This window comes from Pseudomonas sp. (assembly GCF_049653025.1).
In the GTDB taxonomy this organism is placed as follows: domain Bacteria; phylum Pseudomonadota; class Gammaproteobacteria; order Pseudomonadales; family Pseudomonadaceae; genus Aquipseudomonas.
Window position 1 is genome coordinate 129,091 of record NZ_JBASFM010000013.1, and the last position, 20,151, is coordinate 149,241.

Genomic DNA, 20,151 nt, shown 5'->3' on the forward strand with positions numbered 1-20,151 from the left:
AGCAAGTGGCTCTAAGCTTCGCAGATGAACAGAATTTCCCTTAATTGCGATATGGGTGAAAGCTTCGGCGTGTGGAGCGTGGGCGATGACGTGCATGCCATGCCGCTGATCGATCAAGCCAACCTGGCCTGTGGCTTTCACGCCGCCGACCCCTTGACCATGCAACGCACCGTCGCCCTGGCTGTGCAGCATGGGGTGAGCATCGGTGCGCACCCGGCCTATCCCGATCTGCAAGGCTTCGGTCGTCGTCATCTGGCCTGCTCGCCGGAGGAGGTCACCGCGCTGGTGCTGTATCAGCTCGGTGCGCTGGATGCCTTCTGCCGCGCGGCCGGCACCCAGTTGGCTTACGTCAAACCGCATGGCGCGCTGTACAACGACCTGGTGCGTGACGATGCGCTGTTCAACGCGGTGCTTGAGGCCTGCGGCAGTTACCGCCAGGGTTTGCCGTTGATGGTGCTGGCGCTGGCCGATAATCAGCGCGAGCTGCGGCTGGCCGATGCGGCCGATGTGCCGTTGATCTTCGAGGCCTTTGCCGACCGCGCCTATCTGGCTGATGGACAGCTGGCACCACGCCGCTTGAGTGGTGCGGTGCACCATAAGCCGGAACTCATCCTTAATCAGGCGCTGGCGATTGCCCACGGCGAGGCGTTTGCCGATATCGATGGCAAGCCGTTGCAGCTGCGCGCCGACAGTCTGTGTGTGCATGGCGACAACGCCGATTCGCTGGCCGTACTGCGGCGTTTACGAGCGCTGCTGGACGCCTCGTGATCCGCCTCGAACCGGCCGGTGCCGAGGCCCTGCTACTGGTGCTGGCCGAGCAGCCGGATGCGCAGCTGCCGCAACGTATCGCCTTACTGACCGCGCGCATTCGCGCCGAAATGAGTGACGTGCTGACCGACCTGGTGCCGGGCTGGACCAGCCTGCTGCTGCACTACGACCTGAGCCGTACCGATCACCTGCAGCTGGCCGAGCGCCTCAAGCCGTTGCTGGAAGTCTGGTTGGCCGAGCCGTTTGTGGCGCAAGCCGGGCGGCTGCATGAAATCCCTGTCTGCTATATCGGCGAAGACCTGGCCGAGGTCGCGCGTCTGTGTCAGCTCAGTGCCGCCCAGGTGATCGAGCTGCATGCGGCGACGGAGTACCGCGTTGGCGCGATTGGTTTTGCCCCGGGCTTTGCTTACCTGGGTGAATTGCACCCGCGCCTGGCCTTGTCGCGTCGCGCCACCCCACGCATCGCCGTGCCAGCCGGCAGCCTGGCGATTGCCGAGCGGCAGACGGCGATCTATCCACACAGCTCGCCCGGCGGCTGGCACCTGCTCGGCTGTTGCCCGTGGCCGCTGTTCGATGCCGCGCGCGAGCCGCCATGCCCGCTGGCGCTGGGTGATCGGGTGCGGTTTCGGGCCATCGATGAACGCAGCTTTATCGCCGAAGGTGGCCGCCCGTGAAAGGCCTGCGGGTGCTCAAGCCTGGCCCTCTGAGCCTGCTGCAGGATGCCGGCCGCCACGGTTGGCAGCACCTCGGCGTATCGCCCGGCGGGCCGTTGGATTTGCATGCAGCGGCCTGGGCCAACCGGCTGCTGGCCAACCCCTGGGGCACGTCGTTGCTGGAAATCGCCCTGGGTGATGTCGAGTTGCTGGTCGAGCAGGACACTTGGCTGGCACTCTGCGGCGCGTCATTGGTGTTGACCCTGGATGAGCAGCCCGTGCCGCTATGGACGCGTTTCCCGGTGCGCGCCGGGCAGCGCCTCAAGCTGGGCTTCGCCCGCAGCGGCCAGCGCGCCTATCTGGCGGTGGCCGGTGGTTTTCTCGGTAAACCGGTGTTGGGCAGCGTCAGTGCTCACACCCGCGAACGGTTTGGCGGGCTGGATGGGCAGGGCGCGGCGTTGCAGGCGGGTGACCTGTTGGCGTGCCGGGCGGCGGCGTTCAGCCATCCGGCCAGCGTGCCCTGGCCCTATCAGCCGGATTACAGCTGCAAGCCCTTGCTGCGGGTAATTACCGGTGGTGATGCGGCGAGCTTCGAGGAAGACCAGGTGCAGGGCTTCTTCGCCCAGACCTGGCAGCTCAGCCCGCACTCGGATCGCATGGGCGCACGCCTGCTCGGCGAGGCCTTGCAACCGCCTGTGCGGGAATGGTCGCTTGGCGTCAGTCGGGGGGCCATCCAGGTGCCGCCGGATGGCCAGCCGATCATCTTGCAGGCCGATCACCAGACCATGGGCGGCTATCCGCTGCTCGGCTGGCTGCACCCGCTGGACCAGAGCCGCTTGGCGCAATGCCCGGCGCACCATCCGCTGCGCTTCACCCCGGTGAGCATCGGTGATGCTCAGGCCGAGATGCGCGAGTTCTATCGATTTTTCGGCCGTTAGAGCGTCTTGGCCATGCGGCTGGCCAGCAGCGCCCAGGCAAACAGCAACAGACAGATCATCAGCATCGGCCAACCGCGCCAGTACAGGTAGGGTGTCAGCGCCTGCATGGGTTGTACCTGGCCGTAGAGCACGCCCTGTTCGAACTGCGGCAGTTGTGTGGTGATCCGCCCTTGCGGGTCGATCAGCGCGGTGACGCCGTTGTTGGTGGCGCGGATCATCCAGCGGCCGGCCTCCAGCGCGCGCATCTGCGCCATCTGCAGGTGTTGCAGCGGGCCGATCGAACGGCCGAACCAGGTGTCGTTGCTGATGGTCAGCAGCAGCGCGCTTTGCGCGGACAGGCCGGCGGCGAATTCTGGGTAGACCACTTCGTAGCAGATAAACGCGGCAATCGCATGGCCCTTGGCTTGCAGCAGGCTTTGTTCAGATGAGCCGCGAGCGAAGTCCGACATAGGCAGGTCGAAGAAGGCGATCAGTCCACGCAGCACTTCCTGCAAGGGCACGTACTCGCCGAAAGGCACCAGCTTCTGCTTGAGGTAATCGCCGCTGCCATCACCGACCACGCTGATGCCGTTGTAGTAACGCGCCTCGCCACGCTCGTTGCTCTGGCGAATCGGCACGCCAGTAATCAGCGCGGCGTTGCGCTCGCTGGCGAAGCGATTGATCACGCCCAGATAGCCCTGGGCACGGTCCTTGAGCACCGGAATGGCGGTTTCCGGCCAGATGATCAGGTCGGTCGGCTTGGCGCTGAAGGTCATGTCGCGGTACAGCGCGAGCTGCGCATTGAGCTGCTCGGGGTCCCACTTCAGGTTCTGCTCGATATTGCCCTGCATGGCGGCGACCGTCAGCGGCGCTCCCACCGGCTGGGTCCAGGCGTGGTCCTTGAGGGCCAGGCCGGCGATCCAGGGGGCGATCAGCAGGGCGATGCCGATGGCGAGAAAGGCCTTGCGCGCGCGCAGTTGCAGCATGTTCACCAGCAGCGCGGCGCTGAGTGCCAGGACGAAGGAGATCAGCCACATGCCGCCGACCGGGGCCAGGCCGGCTAGCGGGCCGTCGAGCTGGCTGTAACCGGCGTACAGCCAGGGGAAACCGGTGAGGAACCAGCTGCGGAAGGCTTCCTGCGCCAGCCACAGGGCCGCGAAGGCCAGGGCGTCGGCCAGCGGCGCTTCGACCCGGCGCAACCAGCGCGTCCAGACCCAGGCGCTGAGCGCGAACAGCAGGCCGAGGCCGCCGACAAACAGCAGGGTGAGGAACACTGCCAAGGGCGGCGAGGCCGCGCCGTAATCGTGGATGCTGACATACACCCAGCTGGTGCCGGCAGCGAACAGGCCGAAACCGTAGACCCAGCCGCGCAGCGCCGCCTGGCGCGGCGTGAGGTCACGCAGGCCGAGGTAGAACAGCGCAATCGACAGCAGCGCCAGCGGCCACAGATCGTACGGGGCCAGCGCCAATGGGGTAATGGCCCCCGCGAGCAGGGCGATCAGGTTGCCGGGCCAGCCCGGTCGGGTTATCCAGTGCATTGTATGCAGGTCCTTGGATTGAGGTGGCGCAAGGGTAGAGCGTGGGAGCGGGCGGGGGAAGTGTTGCAGGCCGGCCGCCTGGCTGGCGGCCGGGTGCGGCGCGATCAGTTGTTGATCGGGGTCAGGCGCAGCAGGTGGATGCGCCGGCTGTCGGCGTTGAGCACGCGGAAGCGGAATTCGCCGATCTGGGTGACTTCATTGCGCTTGGGCAGGTGGCCGAAGGCGCTCATCACCAGGCCGCCGACGGTGTCGAATTCGTCATCGGAGAATTCGGTATCGAAGGCTTCGTTGAAGCTGTCGATCGGGGTCAGTGCCTTGACCAGGAAGTCGCCGGAGGGCAGCGGTTTGACGTAGCTGTCTTCCTCGACGTCGTGTTCGTCCTCGATGTCGCCGACGATCTGCTCCAGCACGTCCTCAATGGTCACCAGGCCCGCGACGCCGCCGTATTCATCGATGACCACGGCCATGTGGTTGTGGTTGGCGCGAAACTCGCGCAGCAGCACGTTAAGGCGCTTGGACTCGGGCACGAAGGTGGCCGGGCGCAGCAGGTCCTTGATATTGAAATTGGGCTGCTCGCCCGAGAGGATCAGCGGCAGCAGATCCTTGGCCAGCAGAATGCCGACCACGTCGTCGAGGCTTTCACCCACCACCGGGTAGCGCGAGTGCGCGGCTTCGATGATCGAGGGCAGGAACTCCCGAGGCGTCTGGTTGGCCTTGATGCTCATCATCTGCGAGCGCGGCACCATAATGTCGCGTACCTGCAGGTCGGCGACCTGAATCGCGCCTTCGACAATGGCCAGTGCTTCGCTGTCGAGCAGCTTGTTCTGATGCGCTTCGCGCAGCACTTCCAGCAGTTCCTTGCGGTTTTTCGGCTCATGAGCAAACGCCTGGGTAAGCTTGTTAAACCAGGACCTTTGCTCGTTGCTCGATCGATCTTCGCTCATGGTGGGTACTCGGGAACCTTCTGTCTGTTCTGTGGGGTGTAGAGGGTGCTTACAAACGTAGCGAGCGATGGCCAGGCAAGGCGCACTCAGTCGAAAAGCGCAGTGTACGAGTTGTACATGAGCATTTGAGACTGAGTGCAACGCGGCATGGTCGAGCGCAGTAGTTTGTAAGTGCCCTCTTATTCGTGGTCGGCGTACGGGTCGGGGTGACCCAGTTCAGCCAGCAATTCTCGTTCCAGCGCTTCCATCTCCTCGGCTTCCTCATCCTCGATGTGGTCGTAGCCGAGCAGGTGCAGGCAGCCGTGGATCACCAGGTGCGCCCAATGCGCCTCAAGGGCTTTCGCTTGTTCGGCCGCTTCGCGCTCGACCACTGGCACGCAGATCACCAGGTCGCCGAGCAGGGGAATATCCAGCAGTTCGTCCGGCACATCGGCGGGGAAGGACAGCACGTTGGTGGCGTAGTCCTTGTGCCGCCAGGTGTGGTTGAGCTCGCGGCCTTCGGCTTCATCGACCAGGCGAATGGTCAGCTCGGAGTCGGCCGTGCGCTGGCGCAGGGCAATTTCGCACCAGGCGCGCAGCTGCACCTCAGTGGGTAGGCCTGCGCCTTCACTGGCGACTTGCAGATCAAGCTCAAGCATTGCGGTCGTCCTGCTCGTCATCCAGTTTGCCGTGCATGCGGTTGTCGTAGCGCTCGTAGGCTTCGACGATGCGCTGCACCAGCGGGTGGCGCACCACGTCCTTGGGCTTGAAGTGGGTAAAGCTGATGCCGGGCACGTCACGCAGCACGTCGATCACGTGGGTCAGGCCGCTCTTGGTGCCGCGCGGCAGGTCGACCTGGGTGATGTCGCCGGTGATCACTGCGGTAGAACCGAAGCCGATACGGGTGAGGAACATCTTCATCTGCTCGAGGGTGGTGTTCTGACTTTCGTCGAGAATGATGAAGCTATTGCTAAGGGTGCGCCCGCGCATATAGGCCAGCGGTGCGACCTCGATCACCTGTTTCTCGATCAGCTTGGCCACCTGCTCGACGCCGAGCATCTCGTACAGCGCGTCGTAGAGCGGGCGCAGGTAGGGGTCGATCTTCTGTGACAGGTCGCCGGGGAGGAAGCCAAGCTTCTCGCCGGCTTCGACCGCCGGGCGCACCAGCAGGATGCGGCGGATCTGTTCGCGCTCCAGGGCATCCACGGCGCAGGCCACTGCCAGGTAGGTCTTGCCGGTACCGGCCGGGCCGATGCCGAAGTTGATGTCGTGGTCGAGGATGGCTTTGACGTAGCGCTGCTGGTTGGCCCCGCGTGGGCGAATCATGCCCTTGCGGGTGCGCAGGGCGACACTGGCTTCGACGGTCGGATTGCTCATTTCCTCGATCCCGGACTCCTGCAGAAACAGGTGAACCAGATCGGGCGAGAGCTCGGTGTTTTGCGTTTCACGGTAGAGGTGGCGCAGCAACTGCTCGGCGGCGTTGGTCTGGCCAGCGGTGCCAACCAGTTCGAACTGGTTGCCGCGGTTGCGGATTTCGATACCCAAGCGCGCTTCGACCAGACGCAGGTGCTCATCGAATTGGCCGCACAGATTAGCGAAGCGGCGAGCCTCAAAGGGTTCCAGGATAAAGCGCAGCGGTTCTATGGATGCGTTCAAGGTCGTGTGATGGCCGCCAGTCGGCTGGGGTAGTGGAACGAAGAATAGCGCTAGCGGCCGCGAGGGGAAAGCTCGGGCTGCTAGGTGCCTGTCGAGCGTGCCGCCTTTGGCGGCCAAGCCCGGCAGACGGCTTTAGTGGGAGACGGTTTCGCTCAACAGACTGCCACGCAGCGAGTTGGGCATGGCCTGGTCGATATGCACATCGACGAACTGGCCAATCAAGCGCGGGTTATCTGAGCGGAAGTTGACCACCCGGTTGCTCTCGGTACGGCCCTGGAGCATGCCGGGATCCTTCTTCGAGTAATCGCTGACCAGAATGCGCTGCACCGTGCCGACCATGCGGCGGCTGTTTTCCGCGCCGCGCTGGGTGACATGCTGCTGCAGAATCGCCAGGCGCTGCTTTTTCAACTCGGCCGGGGTGTCGTCGACCAGGTCGGCCGCCGGGGTGCCGGGGCGCGCGCTGTAGACGAAAGAGAAACAGAAGTCGAAGTCGACGTCCTGCACCAGCTTCATGGTCTGCTCGAAGTCCTTCTCGGTTTCGCCGGGGAAGCCGATGATAAAGTCCGAGCTGATCAGGATGTCCGGCACCGCCGCGCGCAGCTTGCGAATGCGTGACTTGTATTCCAGAGCGGTGTGGCCGCGTTTCATCGCCGCGAGAATGCGGTCGGAGCCCGATTGCACCGGCAGGTGCAGGTACTTCACCAGTTCGGGGATGTCGGCGTGGGCCTGGATCAGCGCGTCGGAGAACTCCAGCGGGTGGCTGGTGTAGTAACGGATGCGGTCGATGCCGTCGATGGCGGCCACCGCATACAGCAGTTCGGCGAAATCGGCGAGTTGGCCGTCGCCGGTTGCACCGCGGTAGCCGTTGACGTTCTGCCCGAGCAGGGTGACTTCGCGCACGCCGTGTTCGGCCAGGTGAATGATTTCACTGAGCACGTCGGCCATGGGTCGGCTGACTTCTTCGCCACGGGTGTAGGGCACTACGCAGAAGGTGCAGTACTTGCTGCAGCCTTCCATCACCGAGATGTAGGCGCTGGGGCCATCGACGCGCGGTTCGGGCAGGTGGTCGAATTTCTCGATCTCGGGGAAGCTGATGTCCACCTGGGCGATCTTGGTGGTGCGCGCGGCGTCGATCATTTCCGGCAGGCGGTGCAGGGTCTGCGGGCCGAACACCACGTCGACATAGGGCGCGCGGTCGCGGATGGCGGCACCTTCCTGGCTGGCGACGCAGCCGCCGACGCCAATCACCAGGTCCGGGTTGGCCAGCTTCAGCTCACGCCAGCGGCCAAGTTGCGAGAACACCTTGTCCTGGGCGCGTTCGCGGATCGAGCAGGTGTTGAGCAGGATGATGTCGGCATCGTCCGCTCGCTCGGTGACTTCCAGGGCTTGATGTTCGCCCAGCAGGTCGACCATGCGCGAGCTGTCGTACTCGTTCATCTGGCAACCGTGGGTTTCGATATAAAGCTTTTTGGTCATGCGTGCTCAAAAAAGGCTGGCTCGAAGAACCGCGCATTATAGGTGGCATGACTCAGGCTTCCTAGCCTTGGCGGCCAGGCGGCTATGCTATGATCCGCGCCCTTCCAATTAACCCCACGATGCGAACTGCATAGCCATGAGCAAGCGCGAGCCTATCTACAAGGTGATTTTCCTCAACCAGGGTCAGGTGTACGAGATGTACGCCAAGCAGATCTTTCAAAGCGATCTGTGGGGCTTCCTGGAGGTGGAGGAGTTCGTCTTCGGCGAGCGCACCCAGGTGGTCGTCGACCCCAGCGAAGAGAAACTCAAGGCGCAGTTCGACGGCGTAGTGCGCAGCTTTATCCCGATGAACGCGATCGTGCGTATCGATGAAGTCGAGCGCCTGGGTACGCCGAAGATCAGCGAAGCCAAGGGTGGCGGCAATGTGATGCCGTTTCCCATGCCGATGCCTGATAAGTAAGCAGTCGGCATACGATCTGCTGCGCGTCGGCCCTGCTGCGTTAAAAACAGGCTCGGAATGCTCATGTACAAAAGTACACTCCGCTTCCTCGCCTGTTTTTGCCTTGCAGTGCTCTAGCTCGCGAGATATTAAGCAGCGTCTACGCGTGTTAGATGGGTTGAATCAGGGCAGTGGCGCGAACGGCGAGGTGAGGCTGTCGGCGTTCTGCAGTTCCAGCAGGTAGTTGCGGAAGATCTGCCCGAGCACCTGGCTGGCGATCTCCAGTTCATCACGGGGCATTTGCGCGGCGATCAGGTCGGCGCTGTCCATGGCCTCGTCCGAGCCGTTTACCGCGGCCATCTTCAGCACAATATAGGCCTGCACAGCGTTCGCCGGCACGCCTTCGCCGCGAAAGAACATCATGCCCAGGCGGTACTGCGATTGCGCATGGCCTTGCAGCGAGGCCTGCTCGAACCATTTCAGCGCCTGGCTGAGGTCACGTTCGATGCGTTTGCCGTCGTAGTAGAACTCGCCCAGCTCGAATTCGGCCTGCAGGTCGCCGCCTTGCGCTGCTTGTTGGCAGGCATTGAGTGCGGCAGGCAGTTCTTCGGGGGTGGTATTCAGCGAGCAACTGCCGGGCGCGGGGATCAGCAAGGAGTTGCCGCCCGCCGAAGCGAGCAGTGGCAGCAGGAGCAACAGGCAGCCCAGGGACAGGGTGCGGCCGGTGCGTTTCATGAAAATCCGTGTACCTCGGGATGCAAAGCAGGCGGTGTGCCTGGCCGGCGGAACGCGGCGGCCGTCACATTATGAAATAAGCAGCGGCGTTCTTACAAAGTCTTTACCGGCTTTTCTCGCACAACGCCAGCCGCAAGGCTCAGAAGCAGCCAGGCCAGCAGCGGATAAGCGGGTGTCAGCAGGGCGTGAAACAGGTCAACCCGGCGTAACGGGCCAATAAAGCCCTGGGTGCCGACCGCCAGCCCGGCCAGCAAAAACAGGCTGACTACGCCGACCGCGGCGGCCAATGGCAGGCGGCGCGGCCATTGCAGCGCGCCGGCATACAGAATCATCAGCAGCGTCGCCAGATTGAGCAGCAGGCGGTAACCCTCCAGTTGATTCATCTGCCTGAACAGTTCGAAGAAGGCGCACAGCCCAAGCAGGATGCGCCCCCAGTTGGCGCGGCTCCACTGCCAGCCGCGGCCCAGGGCCAGCGCCGCCGCGCCGAGCAGCGGCAGGCCGAGAAAGCTGCTGGCCTGGCTTAGCCACAGATGCGCGGCCTGCGCGCTGGGGTCGATGCCAAAGCGAATAACCCCGACGGCCGCTGCTGCGGCCGGCAGAAGAAAGCCCAGCAGGGCGCAGAACAGTGCCGGTTGATCGGCGTCGGCATAGTGCTTGCGGGCTTTGCCGACGGCGATGGCGCAGGCCAGGCAGGCTAGGGCCAGTACGCCGTCGCTGAGCGCGGTGCTGTACTGCATCACTTGAGCTGGGCGAAGGCGCGTTCGGCGGCGGCGAGGGTCAGCTGCAGCTCGGCCTCGCCGTGGGCGATGGAGGTGAAACCGGCCTCGAAGGCGCTCGGGGCCAGGTACACGCCGCCTTCCAGCATCAGGTGGAAGAACTTCTTGAAGCGCTCGGCATCGCTGGCCATCACGTCGTCGAAGGTGACGATATCGTCAGCCGCGCTGAAATACAGGCCGAACATGCCGCCGGCCTGAGTGGTGACGAACGGGATGCCAGCGGCATCGGCGCGCTCTTGCAGGCCAGCCAGCATGCGGCTGGTGTAGTCAGTCAGTTCGGCGTGGAAGCCCGGACGGCTGATCAGCTTGAGAGTGGTCAGGCCGGCGGCCATGGCCAGCGGGTTACCCGACAGCGTGCCGGCCTGGTAGACCGGGCCGAGCGGGGCGATGCAGCCCATGATCGCGCGCTTGCCGCCGAAGCAGCCAACCGGCATGCCGCCGCCGACGATCTTGCCGAAGGTCGACAGGTCCGGGGTCACGCCGTAATACGCCTGAGCACCGCCGAGGGCGACGCGGAAACCGGTCATCACTTCGTCGAAGATCAGCACCACGCCGTGTTTGTCGCACTGCTCGCGCAGACCTTCGAGGAAGCCCGGTGCCGGTGGCACGCAGTTCATATTGCCGGCGACGGGTTCAACGATGATGCAGGCGACGGTCGAGCCGACTTCGCTGAGCATCTGCTCGACGGAGTTGATGTCGTTGAACGGCAGGGTCAGGGTGTGTTTGGCGAAGTCCGCCGGCACGCCCGCCGAGCTCGGTACGCCCTGGGTCAGCAGGCCGGAGCCGGCTTTCACCAGCAGGCTGTCGGAATGCCCGTGGTAGCAGCCTTCGAACTTGATGATCGCATCACGGCCGGTGTAGCCACGGGCCAGGCGGATGGCGCTCATGGTCGCTTCGGTGCCGGAGCTGACCATGCGCACCATCTCCATCGACGGCACGATTGAGCACACCAGATCAGCCATCTCGGTTTCCATGGCGGTTGGTGCGCCGTAGGACAGGCCGTGCTGCAGCTGGTTGCGCACCGCGTCGAGCACGTCCGGGTGGCCGTGGCCGAGGATCATCGGGCCCCAGGAGCCGACGTAATCCACATAGCGCTTGTCATCTTCGTCGGTGACGTAGGCACCTTCAGCATGCTTGAAGAACAGCGGCGTGCCGCCGACGCTTTTGAACGCGCGCACCGGCGAGTTGACGCCGCCGGGGATGTGCTTCTGGGCGTTGGCGAAGAGGATTTCGGAACGGGACATGGCAGGGCCTCTCAAGCTTGGAGTCGGGGCGAGCTGAGTCGCCCTCTATAAATATTAATCAGTGATAAACAGGTCGCTAAAGGCGCGGGCGCGGCGCTCGACTTCAGCGGCTGAGTCGGCGGCGAACAGGGCGTGGACCACGGCGACCATGCTTGCACCGCGTTCGATCAGCGCGGGGGCGTTGTCCAGGGTCACGCCGCCGATGGCGACAATCGGCAGGTTGATCCGGGCGCGCGCGGCCTCCAGCAGTTCGACCGTGGCAGCCGGTGCGCCGGGCTTGGTGTTGGAGTTGAAAAAGCGACCGAAGGCGACGTAGCTGGCGCCTTCCTTGGCGGCTGCATCGGCCAGCTCCAGCTGGGCGTGGCAGGTGCCGCCGATGATCGCCTTGCGCCCGAGCAGGGCGCGTGCGACGGACAGCGAGCCGTCGGTCTGCCCCAGGTGCAGGCCCACGCCGAGGCGGGCGGCCAGTTCGGCGTCATCATTGATGATCAGCGCCGCGCCGTAGCGGTTGCACAGCTCGCGCAGGGTCTCGGCTTCACGCAGGCGGCGGGCGTCATCGCTGGACTTGTCACGGTATTGCAGCAGCGTCGCGCCGCCCTTGAGCGCGGCCTCGACGTAGGGCAGCAATCGGCCTTTGAGCAATTCGCTATCGGTGATGGCATACAGGCCACGCAGTTTCATGGGGCGCTCCATCAACAGCAGTTCATCAAGAAAGATCCAGCGGCAGGCGGCGCGGAATGTACTGACCATGGCCAGGCTGTTCGGCGTCGCGCAGGGTGCGCCAGGTGTAATCGAGGGCAAACTGCACGGCGCTGACCAGCTCCTGGCCGAGAGCCAGGCGACCGGCCAGGGTGCTGGCCAGGGTGCAGCCGGAACCGTGGTAGCTGCCGGGTAGGCGCTGGCAGGTAAAGGTGTGGCGGCTGCCGTCACGCGAGTACAGGCGGTTGTGCACTTCGTGCTCATCGCCATGGCCGCCAGTGATCAGCAGGTGCTGGATATACGGCAGCAGTTTTTCGGCGCACTCATCGGCCGTGCCGTCGGGCAGTTCGGCGAGGATGCGGGCTTCCGGCAGGTTCGGCGTGGCGATGGTCGAGACGGGGAACAGGCGCTCGCGCATGGCGTAACCGACTTCATCCTTGCCCAGTGCGCCGCCACCGCCGGCACGCAGCACCGGGTCGCAGACCAGCGGGATACCCGGCAGGCGCTGCCTGATTTCCAAGACGGTTTCGACCATCTCGACTGAGCCGAGCATGCCGAGTTTAACCGCTTCGATCGGCAGGTCGTTGATCACCGCATTGGCCTGGGCCAGCACCCACTCGCGGTCGAGCACGCGGAAGTCGGAGACATTGACAGTGTCCTGCACGGTCAGCGCGGTCACGGTTGGAGCGGCGTGACAGCCTTGGGCGAGCAGGGCTTCGATATCAGCTTGCAGGCCGGCACCACCACTGGGGTCATGACCGGACAGGCACAGCACTACGGGACGGAAGGTAGGCGTTTTCATGGTGCGCGAGCTTACCACCAAACCACCGATTGCAGACCCCGGGCGTGGAGGAAAGCCCGCCTGGCGGACGACCTGCAGTGCGGCTAAAAAGTCCTTTAGGCGCAGCACCGCCCTGCTCTCAGCCCGCCAGGGCCTATGCTAGAGTGCCGACCTTCCGAATAGACCGCTCCGGCGGCGCGTCATAGCGTCGCGGGCTTACCCTGGCTGAGCTGCATGCACTACATCCTTCTCTGTTTCTTCATGCTCTGGCCGGCACTGGCTGGTGCGGTGACATTCGACGAAAACACCCGCAGCCTGCCGCTGGGGCAGGCCATGTCGGTGTTCGAGGATGTGCGTGGCGATGCCAGCATCGACGAGATCACCTCGCCGGCGCTGCAGGCCAGCTTCCGCCAGCATGACAAGGGTGTGCTCAACGCTGGTTATTCGCGCTCGGTGTTCTGGTTGCGCCTGGACCTTGAGTATCGCCCGCAGTACCTGGCGGGCGTGCAGCCCTGGTTGCTGGAGCTGGCGTACCCGCCGCTGGATGATGTGCAGCTGTATCTGCCCGACGAGCAGGGGCGCTTTCAGCTGGCCCAGCGCACCGGCGATGGGCTGCCGTTCTCCAGTCGGCAGATCAAGCAGCACAACTATGTGTTCGAACTCAGGTTGCCGCCCGCACAGCCGCAGAGCGTCTACCTGCGCCTGGAAAGCCAGGGCTCGATCCAGGCTCCGCTGACGCTCTGGGCCCCCAATGCCTACCTGGAAGAGCAGCCAGCGCGGATCTACGTGCTGGGCATCATCTACGGCGTGCTGCTGGTGATGCTGATCTACAACCTGTTTATCTTCCTCAGCGTGCGCGACACCAGCTACCTGTATTACATCCTCTATATCGCCTCGTTCGGCTTCTACCAGCTGTCAGTCAACGGTGCGGCGATCGAGTACTTCTGGCCCAACAGCCCCTGGTGGGCGAACGCTGCGACGCCGTTCCTGATTGGCGCGGCGGCGCTGTTCGGTTGCCAGTTTGCGCGCAGCTTCCTGCACACCGCCGAACACAGCCCCTGGGTCGACCGCACCTTGCTGGTGATGATGGCCAGTGGCGCGGCGGTGATGGTGCTGGCGGTGACCGCCAGTTATGGCCTGTCGCTGCGCCTGGCGACCTACCTGGCGCTGATGTTCACCGTGGTGATCTTCGTCGCCGGCATCCTCGCCTGGCTGCGCGGCATGCGCGTGGCGCGCTACTTCATCATCGCCTGGACCGCCTTCCTCGCTGGCGGCGCGATCAATACCCTGATGGTGCTGGGTTATCTGCCCAACATGTTCCTCACCATGTACGCCAGCCAGATCGGCTCGGCGCTGGAGGTCGGCCTGCTGTCGCTAGCCCTGGCCGATCGTATCAACGCGATGAAGGAAGAGCGCACGCGGATCCTGCAGGAAGCCGGGCTCAAGCTGGAGGCGTTCAACCTGGAACTGGCCAACAGCAACCGCCTCAAGGATGAGTTCCTCGCCACCGTCACCCACGAGCTGCGCACACCGATGAATGGGGTGATCGGTTCGCTGGAATTGATGCAGATGCTCAATATCGATGGCGAGCTGGCGCATTACCAGCGCACCGCCTCCAGTTCGGCGCGCGACATGATGCGCATGGTCAACGACATTCTCGCCCTCACCGAATTGCAGGCCGGTCGCCTCTACCCGCGCCGCGAGCCGTTCAGCCTGCGCGGGCTGCTCGATGGCCTGCGCACTCAGTACGCCGCACGGGCCGAGGAGAAGGGCCTGCGTTTTGTCCTGGAACTGGATGAAAGCCTGCCGGACACCCTCGAAGGCGATGCCGCCAAGCTGGTGCAGAGCCTCAATTGCCTGCTGGATAACGCGATCAAGTTCACCGCCCATGGCACGGTGCGCCTGCGCGTCACGCGCGGCGGCACGGCAGCGGACAGCCTGCCGCTGTGCATCGAAGTCGTGGACACCGGGGTGGGTTTCAATACATCGCATGACGCCCCGCTGTATCAGCGCTTCCGCCAGCTGGATGGCTCGATGACCCGTGAATATGGCGGTCTGGGGATTGGTCTGGCGATTTGCCGGCAACTGGTCGATCTGCTCGGTGGCACCCTCAGCCATGAGTCGCACCTGGGCCAGGGCAGCTGTTTCCGCCTGCAGGTTCCCCTGGCGCTGCCGGTGCAGGTGGCCACGCCGGCGTTTGCCGCGCGCCGCGTCAGTGGCCCGGCGCTGCGTCAGCCACAGCAGTGCACGGTGCTGATCGTCGAAGACAATGCGATCAACCAGTTGGTCACCCGCGGCATGCTGCTCAAGCTCGGTTATCAGGTGCGCACTGCCGACAACGGGGCCGAGGCCCTGGAGGTGCTGCGCAACGAGATCATCGACGCGGTGCTGCTGGATTGCCAGATGCCGGTGATGGATGGCTTTGCCACCTGTCGCGCCTTGCGCAACCTGCCCGACTGCCGTGAGCTGCCGGTGCTGGCGATCACCGCCCACAGCCACAGCGGCGACCGCGAGCGCTGCCTGGCCGCCGGCATGAGCGACTACCTGGCCAAGCCGGTGAAGTTCGAGCAGCTGCGCGAGTTGCTGCATGACTGGGTGCTGTGCCGTGAGCTGTAATCCCGCGATCGGCTGATGATGTAAGCGTCAGCCGATGGCGCTTATGTCGCTCTGTGTGCCTGAAATCCCGCTTTAGTCATGATCTGAATCCTGATTCACTGATTAAAACGTGAATCCGGATTCAGATCATGGTCTACCGCACCACCCCGTTACGCGTTGACCGTGATCAGGCCCTGCGCGAACACATCCTCAGTTGCGCCCTGGTGCGTGTCGCCGACGGCGGTTTCGCCGCTCTGACCATGCAGGCGCTGGCCGAAGCGGCGGGTATCGCCACCGGCAGCCTGTACCGGCATTTTCGCAACAAGGGCGAGCTGGCCGCCGAGGTGTTTGCCCTGGCCAGCCAGCGTGAGGTCGATGCCCTGGCGCAGACCGTGCGCGGCCCCGGCAGCCCAAGGCAGCGCCTGGCCGCTGGCCTCGAACGTTTCGCCGCGCGGGCCTGGGACAGCCGGCGGCTGGCCTTTGCGCTGATCGCCGAACCGGTCGACCCGCAAGTCGACGAACAGCGCCTGCTCTACCGTGAAGCCTACGCCGAGCTGTTTATCGAGCTGCTGCAGGAGGGCGTGGCCGCCGGCCAGTTCCATGTGCAGCAGGTCAATCTGGTCGCCGCCTGCCTGGTCGGTGCTATCGCCGAGGCGCTGGTCGGCCCCTTGTCGCCACCGGCCCGCGCCGCCCGTGAAGCCGGATATCCCGCCCCCAGCCTGGCCGAAGTCAGCCAGGCCTTGGTCATTTTCTGCCTACGCGCCGTCGGCGCGCCATTGCCCGAAGAGGAGACTCAGCCATGAACGCCAGTCAGCACGCCGAAACCCATGAAGTGTTCAACCAGGTGCCGTCGCTCGATGGGGCCAACCTGTACCGCGTCGACCTGCCTTTGCAGGAATGGAGCAAGCGCTTCGGCGCGGGTTGGGCCGAGCAGCGTCTGGATGTGTATGGCGGCCTGGCGGGCGGCGAGCTGATGGCGGCGGGCTTCCTGGCCAACGACAACAAACCGGTGTTCAAGAGTCATGACCGCTACGGCCACCGGGTCGATCTGGTGGAATTTCACCCGGCCTACCACCAGCTGATGAGCGCGGCCATCGAGCATGGCCTGCCGTCCATGCCCTGGACCGATCCGCGTGCCGGTGCCCAGGTGGGCCGCGCCGCCATGAGTTACCTGCACAGCCAGGCCGAGGCAGGCAGCGGTTGCCCGCTGACCATGACCTTCGCCAGTGTGCCGGCGCTCAAGCTGCAGGCCGACGTGGCCGAGAAGTGGCTGCCGAAGATCCTCTCGACCCAGTACGACCCGCGCAACCTGCCGATCGAGCAGAAAACCGGCGCGACCATCGGCATGGCCATGACCGAGAAGCAGGGCGGCACCGATGTGCGCGCCAACACCACCCGCGCCTATCCGGTTGGCATGGGTGGCCCTGGTCAGGCCTATGAACTGGTCGGCCACAAGTGGTTCTGCTCGGCCCCGATGTGCGATGCCTTCCTCACCCTGGCGCAGACCGACAAGGGCCTGACCTGCTTCCTGCTGCCGCGCCATCGCCCGGATGGCACCCGCAACGAGTTCTATATCCAGCGCCTGAAGAACAAGCTGGGCAACTGGTCGAACGCCTCCAGTGAAGTGGAGTTCCGTGGCGCGCTGGCCTGGATGGTCGGCGAGGAAGGCCGCGGCGTGCCGACCATTATCGAGATGGTCGCGTTGACCCGCTTCGACTGCATGATCGGTTCCAGCGCCCTGATGCGTCAGGCCCTGAGCCAGGCCGCGCACCACTGCGCGCATCGCCAGGTCGGCGGCCGCGTGCTCAGCGAACAGCCGCTGATGCAGAACGTGTTGGCCGATCTGGCCCTGGAAAGCGAGGCGGCGCTGGCGCTGACCCTGCGCATGGGCAAGGCACTGGATAACGCCCATAACGAGCAGGAAGACAAGTTCGCCCGCCTGGTCACGGCCGTGGGCAAGTATTGGATCTGCAAACGTGCGCCGGCGATGATCAACGAGGCCGCCGAGTGCATGGGCGGTGCCGGTTATGTCGAGGAAACCATCCTGCCGCGCCTGTACCGCGAAGCGCCGGTCAACTCGACCTGGGAAGGCTCGGGCAACGTGCAATGCCTGGACGTGCTGCGCGCACTGTCCAAGGAGCCCGGCGTGCTCGATGCGCTGTTCACCGAGCTGGGCGATGGCCATGGCGATGCGCGCCTGAAAGCGCATATCGCCAAGCTGCAGGCGGATTTCCGCGACACAGCCGATATCCAGTACCGCGCTCGCCAGCTCACCGAAGACGTGGCCCTGGCGCTGCAGGCCAAGCTGTTGCTGGAGGCCGGTAACGCGTCGGTGTCGGATGCCTTTATCGCCAGCCGTCTGGGCGGTCAGGGTGGCCGGGTCTATGGCACTTTGCCGCGCGGCATCGATGCCGAGGCCCTGCTGGCGCGCAGCACGCCGCACCTGATTTAAATCATCGGGGGTGTTCTGGCTGCGGCGGCTTAGGCGTTAGCGCCGTTGCCAGAGCATCTTGCCGGTATTGCTCTCAGTGACCAGATACTGCTCGCTGAAGCGGTAGTAGGCGGCCGGCTGGTAGTCGCTGCGACCCTGCATCTGCACTTCCAGCAAGCCGTTGTTGCTCTGCCAGCGGCCGCTGTATTGCAGCTCGCCAGGGCTGTCATGGCTCCAGTCGGTACCACCGGCCACGCTGCGCGTCCATTGTGAAACGCTGCCGTCCTCGCTCAATTGCAAAATCATCTGGGTGGTCATGGCGGCGAAACTGGCACCGCCGCTGTTGATGATCTTCTCGTGCACCCAGGTGCCGATCAGCGCCGGGTCGTGCGTTGGGCTGCTGTGCTGCGCCGGCGTAGTGGTGGTGCCGAGGACCTGGCGCTGGAACAGCGTCTTGCGCTCCAGCGTCTCGCCGGTGCTCGGGCTGCGGGCCACGATGTGGGTGTTGAGCACGCCGCTGGCGTAGGTGGCATTCATATTGGCGATCAATTGCCCGGATTGCGGCTCGCTGATCCGCGCGCTAAGCAACTGGCCGTCAAAGCTGCCGCTGATCTGCAGGCGCAACTTGCCACCTTCCACATATTCCCCCGTGACCTGCTGGCCCTGGCTGCGCAGGTGTATTTCGGCGGGCTGGCCGTCCAGCGTCGTCAGGTAGTGGCCGTCCAGCGTGTCGGCCAGCAGCAGCCTGGGCAGCAGGCATACTGCAAACATAAGCAGGGCGCGTGGCATGCATTGTCCTCAAGCGATGGATTGAACGAAGATTAGCAACTGCGGCTTGACCTGGGTGCCGCCCCGCGCTTGCAGGCTGGCGTTGAGCCTCAACAGGAGCGTTGCCATGACCCGTGAACAAGCCTTCTGGCAGGAATACCAGCTGGCCCGCGCCCAGCGCGGCATTGAACCCGCCACCGAGCTGCGCCATCTGGAGCGAGCGCATATTCTCGGCCAGCGTTATTTCAGCGAGCACCTGCGCAGTCATCTATGGATGCTCGCCTGGGCCTGGCGGCAACGTGATTGGGCCGAGGGCCGGGCGCAACTGCTGCGCATCCCCGGCAGCCTGGGCTCGCTGTTGGGGCTGTTTCCCCTGGGTAACCCGGGTACGCGCCGGGTCGGCCCATTGACCCCGCAGCCGCTGCCCGAGGATCTGGCCCGGCTGTTGCGTTGAAGGGCTGGGCGCGCCTGACCGTGGGTCTGCTTCGGCAGTGAAATAAGTCGCTGCGTGCACTACTGTTTAGAGGGTATCAACAGTGGGTAAAACGGCTGTGGCGAGCCAGCACACCCTTACGCTAGTGGGTCAGAACCTGGGGGCGCGATGCTCCGGTTTGTGCTTTTCCTGTGCGTGCTCTGCTTCTCGGCTGTTACCGCTGCGACCGAGGAAATGGCCCTGCGCCTGCTGGTGTGGGGGCGCTATGCGCCGCCCGAGGATGTGCAGGAGTTCAAGACCTATATCCAGGGCAAGTATGGGGTGAGCCTGACGTTTCATATCCGTGAGGTGGCGGATGAAGATGAATTCTTCAATGCCGCCCGCTCACGGGTGGCGTCCGAACAGGCGGACCTGATCTCTCCCTCGAAAAGCGTGCTGATGCATTTCAAGTGGAACATGATCAAGGGCGGCCTGGTCTTGCCGCTGCGCCTCGAGCACATCCCCAACTTCACCGCGTTGCAGCCGTACTTCCAGAGCTTGCCCGATATTCGCCAGGGCGGCGAAGTCTATGGCGTGCCCTATGCCTGGGGGCCCTACGGAATTCTGTATAACACCCAGGTATTCAAGGAGCCGCCACGCAGCTGGAGCATTTTCTGGGAGCCGCAATATGTTGGGCGCTATGGCATCAATGGCACTTCGCCGGGTGGCGAGAACGTGGTGGTTGCCGCGCTGATGGAGGGTATCAAGCGCGAAGCGGTGTTCGATATCGAGCAGTTCAATACCCCGGGTGTGGTCAAGCGGTTACAGGCTTTGGCGGACAACTCCAAGGTGCAGTGGGCCGGCGAGTCCCATGGTGGTCATCTCAAGGGCCTGGCCTTCGGGGCGGGTTGGGGCGGTGGGCTGGCCGAGGTCAAAACGTTGGGCGAAACCTGGAAACTGACGGTGCCAGTCGAAGGGGCCAGTGGCTGGATCGATGTCTGGGCCATCACCCAGCACCTGCGCGACAAGCCGCTGCTGCGGCGGATTGCCGAGGAATATATCAATTTCTTTATCAGTGCCGAGAAGCAGGCCGAAGTGGTCGTGCGCAAGACCACCACCTTCCCGGTCAATTTCAATGCTCGGCAGTACCTCTCGGCCGAAGAGATAACCGATGCGCGCATCGATGATCCGCAGATGCTCGAACGCCTGGTATTCCTCCGTGCGCTGTCCAAGCGCGACTACAACGGCTTGAAACTGCTCTGGTATCAGGCCAACCGGAATAACCAGCACAAGATCGTGAAATAGCTGGTGCTGCCGACCAGAGCGCCACTGCGCGCTAT

At 64.2% G+C, this 20,151-nt stretch carries 20 protein-coding genes; 9 read left to right on the plus strand and 11 right to left on the minus strand.

All coding sequences use genetic code 11. The features are described from left to right. Nucleotides 1-24: 24 nt before the first annotated feature. The 3 genes from WBK23_RS10670 to WBK23_RS10680 are packed head-to-tail and all read left to right on the plus strand — an operon-like array spanning nt 25 to nt 2,359. Entirely contained in the window at nt 25-768 is a 744-nt protein-coding gene (locus WBK23_RS10670; protein WP_424483940.1) for a 5-oxoprolinase subunit PxpA, read from the plus strand. Further along, nucleotides 765-1,442, plus strand: coding sequence for a 5-oxoprolinase subunit PxpB (pxpB, locus tag WBK23_RS10675; RefSeq protein ID WP_424483941.1), 678 nt, complete (start codon nt 765-767; stop codon nt 1,440-1,442). The genes WBK23_RS10670 and pxpB overlap by 4 nt, the downstream gene beginning before the upstream one ends. Then, nucleotides 1,439-2,359 (plus strand): biotin-dependent carboxyltransferase family protein, encoded by a 921-nt coding sequence (locus WBK23_RS10680; protein WP_424483942.1) that lies wholly within the window; start codon nt 1,439-1,441, stop codon nt 2,357-2,359. The genes pxpB and WBK23_RS10680 overlap by 4 nt, the downstream gene beginning before the upstream one ends. Here WBK23_RS10680 and lnt read toward each other — a convergent pair. From lnt to miaB, 5 genes are all read right to left on the minus strand, one after another. Beyond that, nucleotides 2,356-3,876: an apolipoprotein N-acyltransferase gene (gene lnt, locus WBK23_RS10685; protein WP_424483943.1), complete on the minus strand. Its 1,521-nt coding sequence runs from the start codon at nt 3,874-3,876 to the stop codon at nt 2,356-2,358. The genes WBK23_RS10680 and lnt overlap by 4 nt on opposite strands. Before the next feature lie 104 nt (nt 3,877-3,980). Next, complete coding sequence (locus WBK23_RS10690) at nt 3,981-4,820, minus strand: HlyC/CorC family transporter (protein WP_424483944.1); 840 nt, start codon at nt 4,818-4,820, stop codon at nt 3,981-3,983. A gap of 179 nt (nt 4,821-4,999) precedes the next feature. Then, complete coding sequence (ybeY, locus tag WBK23_RS10695) at nt 5,000-5,458, minus strand: rRNA maturation RNase YbeY (RefSeq protein ID WP_424483945.1); 459 nt, start codon at nt 5,456-5,458, stop codon at nt 5,000-5,002. Then, nucleotides 5,451-6,455 (minus strand): PhoH family protein, encoded by a 1,005-nt coding sequence (locus WBK23_RS10700; RefSeq protein ID WP_424483946.1) that lies wholly within the window; start codon nt 6,453-6,455, stop codon nt 5,451-5,453. Before WBK23_RS10700 ends, ybeY begins: the two co-directional genes overlap by 8 nt. A gap of 132 nt (nt 6,456-6,587) precedes the next feature. Continuing rightward, on the minus strand, nt 6,588-7,931 hold the full coding sequence (gene miaB, locus WBK23_RS10705; RefSeq protein WP_424483947.1) for a tRNA (N6-isopentenyl adenosine(37)-C2)-methylthiotransferase MiaB: 1,344 nt from the start codon (nt 7,929-7,931) through the stop codon (nt 6,588-6,590). A 136-nt stretch (nt 7,932-8,067) separates the two neighbouring features. Here miaB and WBK23_RS10710 point away from each other — a divergent pair, with 136 nt between their 5' ends. After that, nucleotides 8,068-8,391 carry a DUF1820 family protein gene (locus WBK23_RS10710; RefSeq protein WP_090239972.1) on the plus strand — a complete coding sequence of 108 codons (324 nt, stop codon included), beginning with the start codon at nt 8,068-8,070 and terminating at the stop codon, nt 8,389-8,391. A 162-nt stretch (nt 8,392-8,553) separates the two neighbouring features. Here WBK23_RS10710 and WBK23_RS10715 read toward each other — a convergent pair whose 3' ends face one another. The 5 genes from WBK23_RS10715 to WBK23_RS10735 all read right to left on the minus strand — a co-directional run bounded on the left by WBK23_RS10715 (nt 8,554) and on the right by WBK23_RS10735 (nt 12,626). Next, the gene (locus WBK23_RS10715) at nt 8,554-9,105 is read right to left on the minus strand and encodes a tetratricopeptide repeat protein (RefSeq protein WP_424483948.1); all 552 of its coding nucleotides are present in this window, start codon (nt 9,103-9,105) and stop codon (nt 8,554-8,556) included. A gap of 92 nt (nt 9,106-9,197) precedes the next feature. Next, nucleotides 9,198-9,842, minus strand: a complete 645-nt coding sequence (locus tag WBK23_RS10720) for a hypothetical protein (RefSeq protein WP_424483949.1) — start codon at nt 9,840-9,842, stop codon at nt 9,198-9,200. After that, nucleotides 9,842-11,125: a glutamate-1-semialdehyde 2,1-aminomutase gene (gene hemL, locus WBK23_RS10725; protein WP_424483950.1), complete on the minus strand. Its 1,284-nt coding sequence runs from the start codon at nt 11,123-11,125 to the stop codon at nt 9,842-9,844. Before hemL ends, WBK23_RS10720 begins: the two co-directional genes overlap by 1 nt. A gap of 54 nt (nt 11,126-11,179) precedes the next feature. After that, on the minus strand, nt 11,180-11,806 hold the full coding sequence (gene thiE / locus WBK23_RS10730) for a thiamine phosphate synthase (RefSeq protein WP_424483951.1): 627 nt from the start codon (nt 11,804-11,806) through the stop codon (nt 11,180-11,182). Between the two features lie 25 nt (nt 11,807-11,831). Continuing rightward, the gene (locus WBK23_RS10735) at nt 11,832-12,626 is read right to left on the minus strand and encodes a hydroxymethylpyrimidine/phosphomethylpyrimidine kinase (RefSeq protein WP_424483952.1); all 795 of its coding nucleotides are present in this window, start codon (nt 12,624-12,626) and stop codon (nt 11,832-11,834) included. A gap of 213 nt (nt 12,627-12,839) precedes the next feature. Here WBK23_RS10735 and WBK23_RS10740 point away from each other — a divergent pair, with 213 nt between their 5' ends. The 3 genes from WBK23_RS10740 (at nt 12,840) to WBK23_RS10750 (ending at nt 17,652) form a co-directional block, all read left to right on the plus strand. Further along, entirely contained in the window at nt 12,840-15,221 is a 2,382-nt protein-coding gene (locus WBK23_RS10740) for a 7TM diverse intracellular signaling domain-containing protein (protein ID WP_424483953.1), read from the plus strand. A 128-nt stretch (nt 15,222-15,349) separates the two neighbouring features. Next, nucleotides 15,350-16,003 (plus strand): TetR/AcrR family transcriptional regulator, encoded by a 654-nt coding sequence (locus WBK23_RS10745; protein WP_424483954.1) that lies wholly within the window; start codon nt 15,350-15,352, stop codon nt 16,001-16,003. Continuing rightward, the gene (locus WBK23_RS10750; RefSeq protein ID WP_424483955.1) at nt 16,000-17,652 is read left to right on the plus strand and encodes an acyl-CoA dehydrogenase family protein; all 1,653 of its coding nucleotides are present in this window, start codon (nt 16,000-16,002) and stop codon (nt 17,650-17,652) included. Before WBK23_RS10745 ends, WBK23_RS10750 begins: the two co-directional genes overlap by 4 nt. Before the next feature lie 36 nt (nt 17,653-17,688). Here WBK23_RS10750 and WBK23_RS10755 read toward each other — a convergent pair whose 3' ends face one another. Beyond that, nucleotides 17,689-18,402, minus strand: coding sequence for a hypothetical protein (locus tag WBK23_RS10755; RefSeq protein ID WP_424483956.1), 714 nt, complete (start codon nt 18,400-18,402; stop codon nt 17,689-17,691). A gap of 124 nt (nt 18,403-18,526) precedes the next feature. Between WBK23_RS10755 and WBK23_RS10760 the strand changes: the two genes are divergently transcribed. Next, nucleotides 18,527-18,853, plus strand: a complete 327-nt coding sequence (locus WBK23_RS10760) for a DUF3703 domain-containing protein (RefSeq protein WP_424483957.1) — start codon at nt 18,527-18,529, stop codon at nt 18,851-18,853. 213 nt (nt 18,854-19,066) lie between these two features. Then, nucleotides 19,067-20,116: an ABC transporter substrate-binding protein gene (locus WBK23_RS10765; protein WP_424483958.1), complete on the plus strand. Its 1,050-nt coding sequence runs from the start codon at nt 19,067-19,069 to the stop codon at nt 20,114-20,116. Nucleotides 20,117-20,151 lie beyond the last annotated feature (35 nt).